13 protein-coding genes are annotated in these 15,224 nt (G+C 70.7%); 5 read left to right on the plus strand and 8 right to left on the minus strand.

Annotated features, from left to right (window positions below):
• Positions 1-95 precede the first annotated feature (95 nt).
• Genes Q0599_RS20085 through rsmB form a run of 4 tightly spaced genes read right to left on the minus strand, consistent with a single transcriptional unit; the run spans position 96 to position 5,120 of the window.
• Entirely contained in the window at positions 96-803 is a 708-nt protein-coding gene (locus tag Q0599_RS20085; protein WP_298833531.1) for a response regulator, read from the minus strand.
• A gap of 6 nt (positions 804-809) precedes the next feature.
• Entirely contained in the window at positions 810-3,149 is a 2,340-nt protein-coding gene (locus Q0599_RS20090) for an ATP-binding protein (RefSeq protein ID WP_298833534.1), read from the minus strand.
• A 43-nt stretch (positions 3,150-3,192) separates the two neighbouring features.
• Complete coding sequence (locus Q0599_RS20095) at positions 3,193-3,798, minus strand: DUF4390 domain-containing protein (protein WP_298833537.1); 606 nt, start codon at positions 3,796-3,798, stop codon at positions 3,193-3,195.
• Between the two features lie 14 nt (positions 3,799-3,812).
• Positions 3,813-5,120 (minus strand): 16S rRNA (cytosine(967)-C(5))-methyltransferase RsmB, encoded by a 1,308-nt coding sequence (gene rsmB / locus Q0599_RS20100; RefSeq protein WP_298833540.1) that lies wholly within the window; start codon positions 5,118-5,120, stop codon positions 3,813-3,815.
• 89 nt (positions 5,121-5,209) lie between these two features.
• On the opposite strand from rsmB, the gene folE reads away from it, so the two are divergent.
• On the plus strand, positions 5,210-5,944 hold the full coding sequence (gene folE, locus Q0599_RS20105; protein WP_298833543.1) for a GTP cyclohydrolase I: 735 nt from the start codon (positions 5,210-5,212) through the stop codon (positions 5,942-5,944).
• Position 5,945: 1 nt separating this feature from the next.
• The gene (locus Q0599_RS20110; RefSeq protein ID WP_298833545.1) at positions 5,946-6,371 is read left to right on the plus strand and encodes a BLUF domain-containing protein; all 426 of its coding nucleotides are present in this window, start codon (positions 5,946-5,948) and stop codon (positions 6,369-6,371) included.
• Here Q0599_RS20110 and Q0599_RS20115 read toward each other — a convergent pair.
• Entirely contained in the window at positions 6,362-6,679 is a 318-nt protein-coding gene (locus tag Q0599_RS20115) for a DUF167 domain-containing protein (RefSeq protein WP_298833548.1), read from the minus strand. The two genes, Q0599_RS20110 and Q0599_RS20115, sit on opposite strands and share 10 nt — an antisense overlap.
• On the minus strand, positions 6,676-9,252 hold the full coding sequence (locus tag Q0599_RS20120; protein ID WP_298833551.1) for a DNA topoisomerase III: 2,577 nt from the start codon (positions 9,250-9,252) through the stop codon (positions 6,676-6,678). The genes Q0599_RS20115 and Q0599_RS20120 overlap by 4 nt, the downstream gene beginning before the upstream one ends.
• 114 nt (positions 9,253-9,366) lie before the next feature.
• On the opposite strand from Q0599_RS20120, the gene Q0599_RS20125 reads away from it, so the two are divergent.
• The 3 genes from Q0599_RS20125 to Q0599_RS20135 are packed head-to-tail and all read left to right on the plus strand — an operon-like array spanning position 9,367 to position 11,493.
• Complete coding sequence (locus tag Q0599_RS20125; protein ID WP_298833553.1) at positions 9,367-9,864, plus strand: SET domain-containing protein-lysine N-methyltransferase; 498 nt, start codon at positions 9,367-9,369, stop codon at positions 9,862-9,864.
• Positions 9,865-9,877: 13 nt separating this feature from the next.
• Complete coding sequence (locus tag Q0599_RS20130; RefSeq protein WP_298833555.1) at positions 9,878-10,777, plus strand: biotin--[acetyl-CoA-carboxylase] ligase; 900 nt, start codon at positions 9,878-9,880, stop codon at positions 10,775-10,777.
• A 2-nt stretch (positions 10,778-10,779) separates the two neighbouring features.
• Entirely contained in the window at positions 10,780-11,493 is a 714-nt protein-coding gene (locus Q0599_RS20135) for a hypothetical protein (RefSeq protein ID WP_298833556.1), read from the plus strand.
• Here the strand turns inward: Q0599_RS20135 and Q0599_RS20140 are convergent.
• Both Q0599_RS20140 and Q0599_RS20145 read right to left on the minus strand, forming a co-directional pair.
• Positions 11,447-13,135, minus strand: a complete 1,689-nt coding sequence (locus Q0599_RS20140) for a S8 family serine peptidase (protein WP_298833557.1) — start codon at positions 13,133-13,135, stop codon at positions 11,447-11,449. The two genes, Q0599_RS20135 and Q0599_RS20140, sit on opposite strands and share 47 nt — an antisense overlap.
• Before the next feature lie 65 nt (positions 13,136-13,200).
• A complete protein-coding gene (locus Q0599_RS20145) occupies positions 13,201-15,213 on the minus strand; it encodes a S8 family serine peptidase (protein ID WP_298833559.1) in 2,013 nt (670 codons plus the stop codon).
• Positions 15,214-15,224: the final 11 nt, after the last annotated feature.

Below are 15,224 nucleotides of genomic sequence, written 5' to 3' on the forward strand. Positions count from 1 at the left end.
AACCACCGACACGCGGATTTTCAATCCGCTGCTCTACCAACTGAGCTACTTGGCCAGGAACCGCGAAGTATAGCCCAGGCGCGGGGCCCTCCGGATCAGAGTGCCCCGCCGCGCTTGTTGCGCGAGAGGTCCACGCCGAGTTGCTTGAGCTTGCGGTACAGGTGCGTGCGCTCGAGGCCGGTCTTCTCCGCCACGCGCGTCATGCTGCCGTTCTCCTGCGCGAGGTGGAACTCGAAATAGCTCTTCTCGAAGGCATCGCGCGCTTCGCGCAGCGGGCGGTCGAGGTCGAAGCTCTGCTCGGCTTGGGGCCCCAGCATCAGCGGCGCAGACGGCAACATCGAGCTACCGGGCATCGCCGCCTCGACGGTCAGCGCGCCCTCGCCGAGATGGTGGTTGTGGTGCGGGACCGCCGCCGGCGACGCCTGCCGATGTCCCGCCGCCGGCTTGACCAGGCCCTGCTCGACGGCGCGCAGCAACTTCTGCAGCGTCACCGGCTTCTCCAGGAAGGCCATCGCGCCGAACTTGGTGGCCTCGACCGCAGTGTCGATCGTGCCGTGCCCGCTCATCATGATCACCGGCATCGTGAGCAAGCCGGTGGCGCCCCATTCCTTCAGCAGCGTGATGCCGTCCACGTCGGGCATCCAGATGTCCAGCAGCACGAGGTCCGGGCGCAGGCGCTCGCGGCAGGCGCGCGCCTCGGCAGCGTTCTCGGCCACTTCGACGGTGTGGCCCTCGTCGGTCAGGATCTCCGACAGCAACGCGCGGATGCCGAGTTCGTCGTCTACAACAAGAATGATCGCCATGGATGGTCAGTGCGTCCGGCTCTCGGTGGCAGCCGTGGCGGCCGAGTGGCCGTCGGCCGGAGCGAACTTGGAAAATGATAGCGAAACTTGCGCCCCCGTCGCAGGGGCGGCGCCCGGAGGCGCCGCAGTGTCGCCCGCGGCGACGTCGCGCGCCACCCCCAGGTTCGCGATGCGCACCCGCGCGCCGTGCTCGTCGGCGATCTTCTTCACCACCGCCAGGCCGAGGCCCGTGCCCTTGCTCTTGGTCGTGACGTAGGGCTCGAAGGCTCGCTTGAGCACCTTCTCCGGAAAGCCGTGGCCGTTGTCGAGCACCTGCAGGCGCACGGCGCGCACGTCGCCCTGCTCGGTGCGCGCCGCCTCGGTGCGGACGAGGACGCGGCCGTCGGGCTTGTCCGCCACGGCGTCGAGCGCGTTCTGCACCAGGTTGTGGATGACCTGGCGCAGCTGCGTGCTGTCGCCGACGATCAGCGGCATGTTCTGGCCGAATTCGGCATGCAGCCGACCCGACTCCTGCGCGGTGACGTACAGGCCCAGCACCTCGGCGACCAGGGCATTCAGGTCCAGGGCCTTCAGCTGGGCCGCCGGCAGCCTCGCGTAGTCGCGGAACTCGTTGACCAGCGCCTTCATCGCCTGCACCTGGTTGACGATGGTGGCGACGGACTTGGCGAGCATGGTCTGGTCCGGCCCCTCCAGTTTGGCTTCGAGCTTGTGCTGCAGCCGCTCGGCGGAGAGCTGGATCGGCGTGAGCGGGTTCTTGATCTCGTGGGCGAGCCGCCGCGCCACTTCGCTCCAGGCCTCGGTGCGCTGCGCGGAGACGACTTCGGTGATGTCGTCGAACACCATCAGCCGCGCACCCTGCGGCATGGCCGCGCCGCGCACCAGCAGCGTCAGCGTATCGCGGTCGCGACCCTGCGAGTCCTGCGTCTGCAGATCGAAGCTGTCTTGCCAGTGATCGCGCTCGCCGGCCTCGGGGCTGGTGGCATGCAGCTCGAAGCGCTGCCACACGCTCTTGGCGAAGCCTTCCAGCCCCGGCACCTCGTCGAGACGCCGCCCGCGGTAGGCCGACAGCGGCAGTTTGACGATGCGCGTGGCGCCCGGGTTGACGGTGTCGATGCGGCCCTCGCGGTCGAACACGATCACGCCCGCGGTCAGGTTGTCGAGAATGGTCTGCAGGTTGGCGCGTGCGCCCTCCACCTGGCGCACGCTGCGCTGCACCAGCGCGCGCGCCTCGGAGAGCTGCTCCGTCATGTCGGCGAACGACCGCGTCAGGCCGCCGAGTTCGTCGCGCGAGGCGAACACCGGCTTGGCGCTGAGGTCGCCGTGCGCCACCTGGTCGACTCCCTCGGCGAGCAGCAGCAGCGGCCTGGCGAGCTGGTTGCCGAGCAGCGCGGCCAGCAGCACAGCACCGAACACCGCCAGCACCAGCGCCAGCGTCAGCGTGCCGATGTACATGCGGCGCAGGCCGTCGCGCGCCAGCGCACGCTGCTGGTACTCGCGGTAGGCCGTCTGCACCGACAGCGCATCGGCCGTCAGCGTCGCCGGCAGCAGCTGGCGCACCATCAGGTAGCGCTCCTGTTCGGCGAGCGCGAAATTGGCGCTCGGCACCAGGGCGACCACGCGGATGCGGCCCTGCGCCGCGCTGCCGGCGTCCTCGTCGAGTCCCTCGAGCTGGCCGACGACGCGCTGCAGCCGCGCCTGGCGCAGCATCGTCGCGCCCGGCCGCTCCGGCAACAGCCCGGCGGCGCTGCTGCTCGCCGAGAGCAGCGAGTGGCCCGAGGCGCTGACGATCGCCACCTCCTGCACGGCGAGCTGCTCGCGCAACCGCTCCAGCGCCAGTGTCGTCGCGCTGCCGCCGCGCCCTTCCAGCAGCGCAGCGGACGATCCGCTTTCGGCGAGCTTCTCGGCGGCCAGGCGCGTGCGGTTGGCGAGTTCGTTGACCAGCGCGTCGAGCGTGCCCCGGCCGAGGTTGAGGCCGGCGTCGAGCGCACTCTCCACCTTCACGTCGAACCAGCTCTCGATGCTGCGCGACACGAACTGGTAGCTGACCGTGTAGACCAGGATGCCCGGCACCACGCCGACCAGGGCGAAGATCGCCGCCAGCTTGAGCAGCAGCCGGCTGCCGAACTTGCGCCTGCGCACCCGCACCACCAGCCGCACCGAGGCGATGCCGATGACCAGCAGCAGCAGCGCGGCCACCGTGACGTTGACCCAGAACAGCCAGACGTAGTGGCGTTCATACAGGGCAGGGCTGTTGGTGGCCACCGAGAGCAGGAAGGCGAGCACGAGGCCGGCGCCGGTCACCGCCACCAGCGCGACGATCCAGGCCCAGCGGGTCGCCTTCTTCATGGTCGCGGTGGGATCTCAGCGGCAGACGCCGGGTTTCGACGCGCTAGTCGAAGCGTTGCGTGCGCTCGACCGACAGCGCCCACTCCGGCTGCGAGCCGATGCCGATCTGCATCGGCCGTGGCAGCAACGAGGTGTCGAGGCGGAAGTTGAACTCGACGTAGTGCCTCGAGCCCTCTTCCAGCTGTGAAGGCTCGGCGACCTTCCAGTTCACGCCGCGGCGGATGGCGGCAAAGGCCTCGGCTCGCGTGGCGTAGCTCTGACTGATGCCGGCGAAGGTGACGCGGTAGTTGGAGGTGAGCGGCTGGTAGACGATGCGCCAGATGCGCGAGGCGCTGGCGACGCGCTTGTCGCGCCAGTACCAGCGGTCGCGGAACACCTCCGCCTCGGCGACGAAGTACAGCGGCACGGACTTGGCCAGCGCCTCCTCGGGGCCGCGCGGCAGCTCGAAGTTGATCGCGTAGTCGATGGTCAGGCCGTCCTCGCCTCGCTGCACCTCGAACGCGGACAGCTCGGTGCCGTCGGCCAGGGCGCCGGCCGACCACCAGGCGAGCCACGCGGCGACGATCAGCGCGACCAAGCGCCCGAGGCGGCGCCTGCCGTTCGCTGCGCGGGGGCCTGGCCGGTGGGTCGAGCGTGCCGCGCTGCGCATGGGTTGGGCGGGATTCAGGTCTTGAGGAGCAGGCCGTAGAAGAACCCGTCCGCCGATGCGGCAGCCGGTGGCGGCGAACGATCAGGCTGATTGTCGGGCAGCGGGAGCAGGTGGCCGGGCACGGAGGGGTCGGCGGCCGGTGCGGCATCGCCGTGGCGTTGCAAAAAAGCGTCGATCTGCTCCTGGCCCTCGGCCTTGAACACCGAGCAGGTGCAGTACAGCAGCCTGCCGCCCGGCCGCAGCGTGGGCCACAGCGCGTCGAGCAGCCGCGCCTGGGTGCGCGCCAGCGCCGCGATGTCGCTGGACCGGCGCAGCCAGCGCACATCGGGATGGCGGCGCACGATTCCCGAGGCGCTGCACGGCGCGTCGAGCAGGATGGCGTCGAACGGCCGACCGTCCCACCAGCTGGCGGGGTCGCCGGCGTCGGCAGCGACCGTGCCGGCGCTCAGGTGCAGCCGCGTCAGCGTGTCGTGCACGCGCGCCAGCCGCTGCGCGTCGCTGTCCAGCGCCAGCAGGTCGAGGTCGGCCAGCTCCAGCAGGTGCGCCGTCTTGCCGCCCGGTGCGGCGCAGGCGTCGAGCACCCGCGCGCCGGCCGGCAGGCCCGCGCCGATGAGCAGCGGCGCGGCGCGCTGCGCGGCAGCGTCCTGCACCGACACGTCGCCGTCGGCAAACCCGGGCAGCTGCTGCACCGGCACGGGCTGGGCCAGCACGACGGCCTGCGTGCCGGGCAGCGCCGAGGCCGTCATGCCGGCCTCGGCCAGCCGCGCGATATAGGCCGCGACGCTGCTGCGGCGCCGGTTGACGCGCAACGTCATCGGCGCGCGCTGCTGGTCGGCCTCCAGCACCGCCTGCCAACGCTGCGGCCAGTCGCGCTGCAGCCGATCGATCCACCAGCGCGGATGGTTGTAGCGCGCCGTCAGGTCGTTCTCGAGCGCGGCCAGCAGCGCCTCGCGTTCGCGCAGGAAGCGGCGCAGCACCGCGTTGACGAAACCGCCGCGCTGCCTCGCCGCCACCACCGCCTGGTCGACCAGCGTGTGTTCCGCATAGGGCGTGCCCGACCCTGGCCAGAGCAGCGCGAGCGCCGTGAGCAGCAGCGCGTCGAGCGCGGCCGGCGGCGCCTTCGGCACGAGGCGCTGGCGCGCCGCCAGCGCGCCACCCAGCCAGCGCAGCGCGTGGAAGCTCAGCGCCTGCGCGCCCGGCCGGGCGGCCGCAGGGCAACGCTCCAGCGCATCGGTGAGGCTGGCACCTGCGCGCACGGCCTGCACGGCGGCGGCGGCATGGGTCAGCAGTTGCGCGAGCGGGAGCGAGGCGGGGACATTCACCGCGCGCAGTCTACGGGCAGGGCGGCACCCGGCTGCGCCGGCCGCCCGGCTGCGCTACCCTGTGGTGTTTGACGAATCGTGACCGGACCATGCCTGCCGAACAAGCCACCCCGATCTTCCGCAGCGAGGAGGAGCTCTCGCGACTGCCCGCCTCGGAGCGCATCCGCTACCGGCTGGTGGGCGCGGAGTGCCGCTACCACGCCAACGACAACATCGCCGACTTCATCGAGGACGGCGAGCTCGAGGAGCTGAAGGCCGAGGTCGCGGCGAAGATGCAGGAGGTGCTGCGCGCACTGGTGATCGACACCGACAGCGACCACAACACGCAGGAAACCGCCAAGCGCGTGGCGAAGATGTTCCTCAGCGAGGTGTTCGTCGGCCGCTACACGCCGATGCCATCGGTCACCGAGTTCCCGAACTTCTCGCGCCTGAACGAGCTGATGATCGTCGGCCCGATCAAGGTGCGCAGCGCCTGCTCGCACCACCTGTGCCCCATCCTCGGCAAGGTCTGGATCGGCGTGCTGCCCAACGAATTCAGCAACCTGATCGGGCTGTCGAAGTACGCGCGCATCTGCGACTGGATCATGAGCCGGCCGCAGATCCAGGAAGAGGCGGTCACCATGCTCGCCAACGAGCTGCAGGACCGCGTCAAGCCCGACGGTCTGGCCATCGTGATGGAAGCCGACCACTTCTGCATGCACTGGCGCGGGGTCAAGGACGACGAGTCGATGATGACCAACTCGGTGATGCGCGGCGCCTTCCTCAAGGACGCCAACCTGCGGCGAGAATTCCTCTCCCTGCTGTCGAAGAAGAACGGGAACTGACATGCTCGTGCGCCTGATGTACGCCAGCCGCGCCGCCGACGCGGTCGACCAGGAGGCGCTGCTGGCCATCCTGCGCCAGTCCAAGGCGCAGAACACGGCCAACGGCATCACCGGGGTGCTGTGCTTCTCCGGTGGCATCTTCCTGCAGTTGCTCGAGGGCGGGCGCATGCAGGTCAACGCGCTGTACAACCGCATCGCCGCCGACAAGCGCCACCGCGACGTGGTGCTGCTGCGCTACGAGGAGATCGGCGAACGCCGCTTCGCCGGATGGTCGATGGGCCAGGTCAACCTCGCGCGGCTGAACCCGGCGCTGCTGCTGAAGTACTCCGAGACCGCGGTGCTCGACCCCTATGCGGTGTCGGGACAGGTGTCGATGGCACTGTTCGAGGAGCTGGTGGCCACCGCCTCCATCGTCGGTCAGGGCTGATCGGCCGGCAGCAGGCCGCGCAGCCAGTCCAGCACCTGCTGCTGCGGCGCGTCGATCGCCACGACCTTGCGCCGTGCCGTCTGGCCGCGCACCAGCGCCACGTGGCGCCGCGCCAGGTGGAGTTCTTCGGCCAGCCACTGCACCAGCACGTCGTTGGCCTTGCCGTCCACCGGCGGCGCGGCCAGCCGCACTCTCAGCGCACCGTCGTGCAACCCGTCGGCGCCGGTGCGCCTGGCGTTCGGCACCACGCTGACCGCGAGCCAGCAATGCTCGCCGTGGCGCGACAGGCAGGGTGGCAGCCTGCTCAAGCCGTCTTCTTCGCCGCAGCCTTCTTGGCCGGCACCTTCTTCGCCGCACGCGGCTCGAACTCGAAGATCACCTTGCCCTCCTTCTTGTCGTAGGACAGGCGCGCCTTGAACTTTCGCCGCGTCTTGTTGGAGACGAAGTTCTCCATCAGGTCGGTCTTGCCGGTGGCCAGCAGCTTGGTCATCTGCTCGCGCGCCACCGGTTGCTGAAGGATGATCTTGCCGCTCTTGAAGTCGCAGGTGACGTGGGCGCCCACGGCGTGCTCGCAGACGTAGCTGCTGCCGTGCTCGTAGACATGCCCCTGGCACTTCGGGCACGCGCCGAGCGACTCCTGGCCGGAGAAGTCCACCGGCTCGCCGTCGCCTTCGGCCTTCTTGGCGTCCTCGCCGAAGTCGAACTCCAGCTTCCAGTTCTTGATCTCGTCGTCGTAGGCGAGCTTGAGCTCGGCGGTGAACGGCCAGCCCGCCTTGGAGCGGAAGCCCTCCAGCGGGCCGATCTTCTTGTGGGCGATGAACTGCGTCACCTCGTCAAGCTCGAAGCTGCGCCCGCCGGGGATCTTGCTGATCGAGAAGCCGCAGCCCTCGCTGTTGCCGTCCTTGCCGGCGCAGGCGAAGCGGCGGTAGTTCTCCTTCACCACGCCGCCGCAGTTCGGGCAAGGCACGGTCAGCGTCGCGTAGTCGCCCGGAATGGTGTCGCGGTCGTACTCCTTGGCCTTGCGCACGATGCGCTCGGCCATCGCGGCGATCTCGGCCATGAAGGCTTCACGCTGCAGCCGACCCTTCTCCATCTCGGCGAGCTGGTACTCCCAGTTGCCGGTCAGCTCGGGCTTGGTCAGGTCTTCCACGCCCAGCCCGCGCAGCAGCGTCATCAGCTGGAAGGCCTTGGCGGAGGGCACCAGCTCGCGACCCTCGCGGTGCATGTACTTCTCGAGAATCAGGCCTTCGATGATCGCCGCGCGCGTGGCCGGCGTGCCCAGGCCCTTCTCGGCCATGGCTTCGCGCAGCTCGTCGTCGTCGATCAGCTTGCCCGCGCCTTCCATCGCCGACAGCAGCGTGGCCTCGGTGTAGCGCGCCGGCGGCTTGGTCTTCAGCGCGGTCACGGCCACGCTGTCGGTGCGCACCGCCTCGCCGGAGGCCACCGGCACGAGCGTGGCATCGTCCTCCTGCGCCTCGCGGCCATAGACGGCCAGCCAGCCCGGCTTCACGAGCACCTTGCCGTTGGTCTGGAAGTTGAACTCCCTGCCATCCTTCTTCACGGTCGAGATGCGCGTCGTGACCATGAATTCGGCGCTCGGGTAGAACACCGCGAGGAAGCGCTTGACCACCATGTCGTAGAGCTTGGCCTCCACCTCGGTCAGGCTCTTCGGCGCCTGCAGCGTCGGAATGATGGCGAAGTGGTCCGACACCTTGGCGTTGTCGAACACGCGCTTGGCCGGCTTGACGTACTGCTCGGCGAGCGCCTTGCGCGCATGGCCGCTCAGCTCGCGCAGCGGGCCGGGCAGGTCCTCCTCGGCGAGCATCTGCATGGTCTGCTTCACCACCGGCAGGTAGTCCTCGGGCAGGGCGCGCGAGTCGGTCCGCGGGTAGGTCAGCACCTTGTGCTTCTCGTACAGCGCCTGCGCGATCGACAGCGTGGTCTTCGCCGAGAAGCCGAAGCGCGAATTGGCCTCGCGCTGCAGCGTGGTCAGGTCGTACAGCAGCGGGCTCGCCTGCGTGCTCGGCTTGGCCTCCTCGGCGACGCTGGCCGGCTCGCCACGGCAGGCCTGGGCGATCGCCTGCGCGTCGGCCTCGTTCCACAGGCGATCGGCGCGCTGCTCGAGATCGTCGGGGTTTTTCTTCCACTTCGGGTCGAACCACTTGCCCTCGTACTCGCCGGCCTGCGCGGCGAAGGTGGCCTTGACCTCCCAGTAGTCGCGCGCCACGTGCTTGCGGATCTTCTCCTCGCGCTCGACGACGATCGACAGCGTCGGCGTCTGCACCCGGCCCACGGTGGTGAGGAAGAAGCCGCCGTCGCGCGAGTTGAACGCGGTCATCGCGCGCGTGCCGTTGATGCCGACCAGCCAGTCGGCCTCGCTGCGGCTGCGCGCAGCCTCGGCCAGGCCGCGCAGCTCCTCGTCGCTGCGCAGCTTCTCGAAGCCCTCGCGGATGGCCGCCGGCGTCATGCTCTGCAGCCACAGCCGCTTGACCGGGTGCTTGCTCTTGCTGTGCTGCTGGATGAGCCGGAAGATCAGCTCGCCCTCGCGCCCCGCGTCGCAGGCGTTGATCAGTTCGCCCACGTCCTTGCGCTTGACCAGCTTGACGATGGCATTGAGCCGGCTCTTGCTCTTGTCGATCGGGTTGAGGTCGAAATGCGGCGGGATCACCGGCAGGTGCGCGAAGCTCCACTTGCCGCGCTTGACGTCGAATTCCTCCGGCGCCTTGATCTCCAGGAGGTGGCCGACGGCCGAGGTGACGAGGTACTTGTCGTTCTCGAAGTACTCGTCGTGCTTGTCGAACTTGCCCGCAATCGGCGTCAGGGCGCGCACGATGTCCTGCGCGACAGAGGGCTTCTCGGCAATGATGAGTGACTTGGTCATGGTGTCTCGTGCAAGGTTCTCATGGCGGGCTCGCGCCGCATCCTCCATACAATCCGGGCTTCGCGCGCACGCACGCACACGCGCGCGCCCCTGAATTCAATGTACCCAAAGTCAATGAAGGCGCAAGCAACCAACGGCAAGTCCCACCCGGCCGCCCAGGCCACGGGCGGCCGCCGCATCCAGGTCCGCCGCTCCGGCGTGCACGGCAAGGGGGTGTTCGCGCTCAAGCCGTTGAAGAAGGGCGAAGTCATCATCGAGTACAAGGGCGAGGTGATCGACTGGCCCGAGGCGCTGCGCCGCCATCCTCACGACCCGAAGGACCCCGACCATACCTTCTACTTCCACATCGACGACGGCAACGTCATCGACGCGAAGCACGGCGGCAATGCGGCACGCTGGATCAACCACGCCTGCGAGCCCAACTGCGAGGCCGACGAGATCGACGGCCGCGTCTTCATCAAGGCGCTGCGCAACATCAAGCCGGGCGAGGAACTCTTCTACGACTACGGGCTGATCATCGACGAGAAGTACACGGCGAAGCTGAAGAAGCAGTTTGCCTGCCACTGCGGCTCGAAGAAGTGCCGCGGCACCATGCTCGCTCGCAAGCGCTGATCGACCGGATGCCATGGCCGAGCCGCCGCTGCACTGGGGAGCCGAGGCGCTGTGGCAGCAGCTGCGCCCGCTGCTGCCCGGGTTGAGCGTCGAGGTCGTGGAACGCTGCACGTCCACCAACAGCGCGCTGCTCGAGCGCGCCCGCGTCGAGGTGCGGCCCGAGCCCGACAACGCCGATGTGCTGGTGCATCGCAGCGTGGAAAGCGCCGCGTTCGGCCGCCGCGCCGCGGACATCCAGCCGTGTCTGCTCGTCGCCGAGCACCAGACGAACGGCCGCGGCCGCCTGGGCCGCAGTTGGCAGTCGGCGCCGGGTGCGTCGCTGACCTTCTCGCTGTCGCTGCCGATCGTGCGCGAGGACTGGTCGGGCCTGTCGCTGGTGGTCGGCCTCGCGCTGGCCGATGCGCTGGACCCGCCCGACGCCGGCCGCGCGCCGCGCGTCGGTCTGAAGTGGCCCAACGACCTCTGGCTGATGGACGGCCCGGCGCGTGGCCGCAAGCTCGGCGGGGTGCTGATCGAGACCGTGGCCGCGGGCCGCACCCGCCTGGCCGTGATCGGCATCGGCCTGAACGTCAAGCCGATGCGGGCCGACGACACCAGCACCGGCTTTGCCTGCCTGCAGGAACTCGACGATGCCGTCACCGCGCCCGAAGCGCTGCATCGGCTGGCGCTGCCCCTGGCGCAGGCGCTGCGGCGCTTCGACGCCGAGGGGTTCGCTGGCTTTCGGGCCGAGTACGCCCGGCGCGACCTGCTCCTCGGCCAGCCAGTGCGCACCACCCAGCAAGGCCTGGCCGAGGGGATGGCGCGCGGCGTCGACGAACGCGGCGCTCTGCAGGTGCAGACCCCTGCAGGGACCGTCGCCGTGACCAGCGGCGAGGTGAGCGTGCGGCTCGACCCGGGCGCCGTCGCGCGATAGCCATGCTGCGGATGATCGTCCTGCTCCTCGTCCTGGCCAACCTGCTGTTCTTTGCCTGGACGCGTGGCTGGCTCGAGGGCGCGACCGGCTTGCGCCCGCATCCCGAGCGCGAGCCGCAGCGGCTGGCGCGGCAGAAGAACCCCGACCTCGTCGTGGTGCTGACGCCGTCGGCAGCCAGCGCCGCCCTGACACCGCGGACGGTCCCGGGCGCACCGCTGCCCGCCGCATCGGCGGCCAGCGCGCCGCTGCGCGGCGCCTGCCTGGAGGCCGGGCCGTTCGCCACCGGCGCCTCGGTGTCGGCGGTCGCCGCGCTGCAGGCCCTGCAGCCGGCGCTGCCCGCCGGCAGCTGGGTCGACGTGACGATCGAACGCCCCGGCAGCTGGATGGTCTACCTGGGCCGCTACCCGAATCGCGACGCGCTGGCGAGGCAGCAGGACGAGCTCAAGCGCAACCGCGTGAGCTACCAGGAGGTGACCACGCCGGCCGAGTACACACCGGGCCTGTCCCTGGGCCGCTTCAACGAGCGAGCGGCGGCCGAGCAGTCGCTTGCCCAACTCGGCCAGCGCGGCGTGCGCAGTGCGCGCGTCGTCGAGTTGGCGGCGCCGACCACGCTGCACATGCTGCGCGTGCAGAACGCCGACGCGGCGCTGGCGGACAGGCTGGCGACGATCAGGTCGCCTGCACTGGGCCGAGGCTTCGTCCCCTGCGCCAACTGAGCGCGGCCACGGCCAGGGCCAGCGCGGCCAGCCAGGACGCGCCGAGCGCCCCCCCTCCCGAGTCGCCGGTCGAGGCCGCCGGGGGCACGGACGCGTTCGCCGGCCGGTCGGCACCCAGGGCCACGGCGGCGTCGACGTCGGCGTTGTCGATGACCTCGGGCTGGCGCGCCGGCGGCACGTAGCCGCCCGGATCGGCGGCGTACTGCAGGGCCCCGGTGGCGTCGAGGATGCCCGCGCCGCAAGTCGAGGTGGTGCACAGGCAGCGGCCGGGGTTCCGCTCGGAGCACTGCGCGATCTTCGGCGACACCACGTGCGGCCGCGCGCTGCGCTGCAGGCCGTCGACGAGCTGCCGCGCACTGAGCGAAGGATTCACCGACAGCATCAGCCCGGCCACGCCCGCCACCAGCGGCGCGGCGAAGCTGGTACCCGCGGCGCGCGCATAGGTGCCGCTGCCCGGCCGGCGCGTCCCGGCGTTGGAGACCGTCAGCAAGGCGTCGTCGCCGAGGTCCATGCCCCAGGCGCCGATCTGCCGGGGATCGCCACCCGCCGTGGCGAGGGCCACCTGCGTGCCGAAGCTCGAGTAGCTGGACTTGAAGCCGTCGCGGTTCAGCGACGCCACGCCCACCACGCCGCGACAATTGGCCGGCCGTGCCACCGCGCCGTGCTCGTTGCCAGCCGCCGCGACGATGATGACGCCCGCCGCCGCCAGCTCGTCGATGGTCTCCTGGTAGGCCGCGTTGCAGGGCGCGCTGCCGCCGAAGCTGATGTTCAGCACGCGCGCACGGTTCGGGTTGATCGGCAGGGGCAGGCCCCGGCCATCGAGCACCTGCAGGCCGGCGGCCCAGCGCATGCCGGCGATGATGTCCGCCACCTCGGCGCCGCACTTGCCTGCCACCCGCACCGGCAGCACCCGAGCGTTCCAGTTCGCCGCCGCGACGCCCACGCCGTTGTCCGTGGCGGCGGCGAGCATGCCGGCAATGATGGTGCCGTGCCAGGAGCTGTCGTCGACGTCGCAATCGCCGAACAGCACCGGGTCCGCCGAGCGGTCGGTGTCGCTGACCCAGTCGCCGGGGTCGCTGGCGTCAGCGTCCCAGCCGTCGCCGTCGTTGGCGTACTCCACGGTCGAGACGAAGTCGTGGCCGGGCAGCACGCCGGCACCGAGATCCGGATGCGCCGTGATGCCGGTATCGAGCACGGCCACCACCGGCACCGCGCTGCCGGTCGTCGTCGACCAGGCGCTCTGCACGCCGGGCACGCCGCGGCGCCTCTCCTCGATGTCATTGGCGTTGCTGCCGCCTGCGGCGAACAGCCACCACTGGCCGCTGCTGGAGAACGACGAGGCGAACAGCGGATCGGCCGGCACGGTGAGCCGGCGCTCGCGCTCGTTGGGCACCACCCACTCGACCTCGGGCTGCCGCGCGAGGCGCTCGCCGAGGCTCCTGGCCTCTTCGGCGCTCAGGCGCCGGCCGAAATCGAGGTGCTGCGAGCGCCGGCCGACCCCACGCGCGCGGGCCGAGATGCCGGCTTCGGCGAGCACGCGCTGCAGCTTCCCCGGCGGCGCGGCCGAGCCATCGCTCGCGTCGCGCAGCTTGATGATGAGCCCGTGCGCGGCGCCGTCCGCGACCGCCCAGCCGGGAGCCATCGCACCCACGCCACAGAGCACGGTGCCTGCGACGCGCAGCGCAAGCCGGGACCGCCAGCCCACGCTCACGAACGCCGCTCGGCTGCTTGGGCGCGCCGCAGTGCCAGCACGGCCGCCAGCAGCGCGACCAGCCAGCCTAGGCCGAGCGCACCGCCGCCGCCGCTGGAAGGCGGGTCGCCGATCACGGTGACCTCGACCGTCTGCGTGCCACTCGCACCCGTGTTGTCGGTGACGGTGAGGCTGACGACGAAGACGCCGCCGGCCGTGGGCGTGGCGGTGGCCGAAGCCGTCGTCGCCCCCGCCAGCGACGCAACGATGCCGCCGCCGTTGAGCAGCGCCCACTGGTAACTGGAGATGCTGCGGCCACTGAGCACCGAGGTCTGGTCGGACGTCAGCGTGAGCAGGCTGCCGGCCACCGGCTGTGCCGGCGTCACGCCGATGCGCACGACCGGGCCGGTGGCCGCGGTCGTGGCCGCCGCGGCGTCGAGCATGCCGGCGCCGCAGGTCGTGGTGGTGCAGTTGCACTCCAGCTGCTCGATGCCGTCGGCTTCGCGGCACATGTCCACGCCCGCGATCGCCGGGAAAGCCCGCGACGACGCCATCAGCAGCCGGCGTACCTCGGTGGGCGCGAGCTCCGGCCGCAGCGTCAGCATCAACGCCGAGGTCCCGGCCACCAGCGGCGCCGAGAAGCTGGTGCCGATGGTGATGTTGAACGCGTCGGTGTAGATCGAGCCGCCGGCGGCGTCGGTGACGGGATCGAAGGTGCCCAGGTTCGCCGTGGTCAGGATCGGGTACAGGCAGGGATCGCTCTCGTTCGAGTTGACGCAGTTGCCCGCCGGCGCGCTGATGCTGACTTCCGGCCCGAGATCGGAGTAGCCGACCTTGGTGCCCTCGTGGCGCAGGCCGGCGACGCCGATCACGCCCTCGCAGTTGGCCGGCTCCGACACCGCGTGGCCCGCGCCGTTGCCGGCGGAGGCGACGATCACCTTGCCGAGCGCGTTGATCTGGGCGATCACGTCAAGATAGGCCTGTGTGCACGCCCCTTCACCGCCCAGGCTCATGTTGAGCACCTTCGCCGGGTTCGGGTTGGCCGGCACGTTCGGGACGGCCAGGCCGGCCGCCCAGCGCATGCCGGCGAGGATGTCCGAATCCCAGCCGCCGCACTTGGCGAGCACGCGCACCGGCAGCACGCGCACGTTGCGGCCGACACTGGCCATGCCCATGCCGTTGTTGGTGAGTGCGCCGACCAGCCCGCTGACCTGGGTGCCGTGCCAGGAACTCGGCTCTTCTACATAGCGGCCGGTGACCGGGTTGAAGGTGGTGCACTGGTAGAACAGCCCGGCGGGATCGTTGGCTTCCGTGGCCGTGATGCCGTCGCCCTCGTCGCTCGGATCGGCGTCCCAGCCGTTGCCATCCTTGGCGGTGAGGTAGGTGGCGGGGACGATCAGATTGCCGACGGCGTCGCGATCCGGCCCGACGAAGTCGTGGCCGTCGAGCAGCTTGCCGGCAAGGTCGGGATGGTCGAAGCGAACGCCGGTGTCGAGCACGGCGACGACGACATTGGTGCTGCCCGTCGTGAGGTCCCAGGCCCGCTCGGCGTTGATGGCCGAGCGGAAGGTCGACGTCGGCGGACGCAGATACCACTGCCCTGCCGCCGGGCCGCCCGTCTGAAGGGCCAGATTCAACGGCGGTCCGCTGAGGTAGTAGGGATCGTTCGGCACCGCCGCCCGCCGCTTGCGCCGGTCCGGCACCGCGTACTCGACGTCGATCTCCTTGGCCAGCCGCGCCGCGAGCGCCTCGGAGGACATGCCGGCGGCGAACACCACCTGGGTGCGCTCGGCGATGCCGTGGCCGGCGCGCAGCGGCAGCCCGACGCGTGCCCCCAGCGCCAGCGCCTGCGCGGCCTGGCGCTCGTCCACGCCCGCCGCCTGCTTGCGCAGCAACGGCGAGTCGGCCTTGTACTTGACGATCACCCGCGCGCTCGCCGCGCCGGAGGGCGTCGCTGCCGCCTGGGCCGCCACCGGGGCGAGCAGCGCCAGGGCGATGGCGGCGATCAACTTCTGGGTCAGGGTCCTCAACGCATTCTCCG

Origin of the sequence: uncultured Piscinibacter sp., from assembly GCF_937952055.1 — a bacterium.
Classification (GTDB): domain Bacteria; phylum Pseudomonadota; class Gammaproteobacteria; order Burkholderiales; family Burkholderiaceae_C; genus Piscinibacter.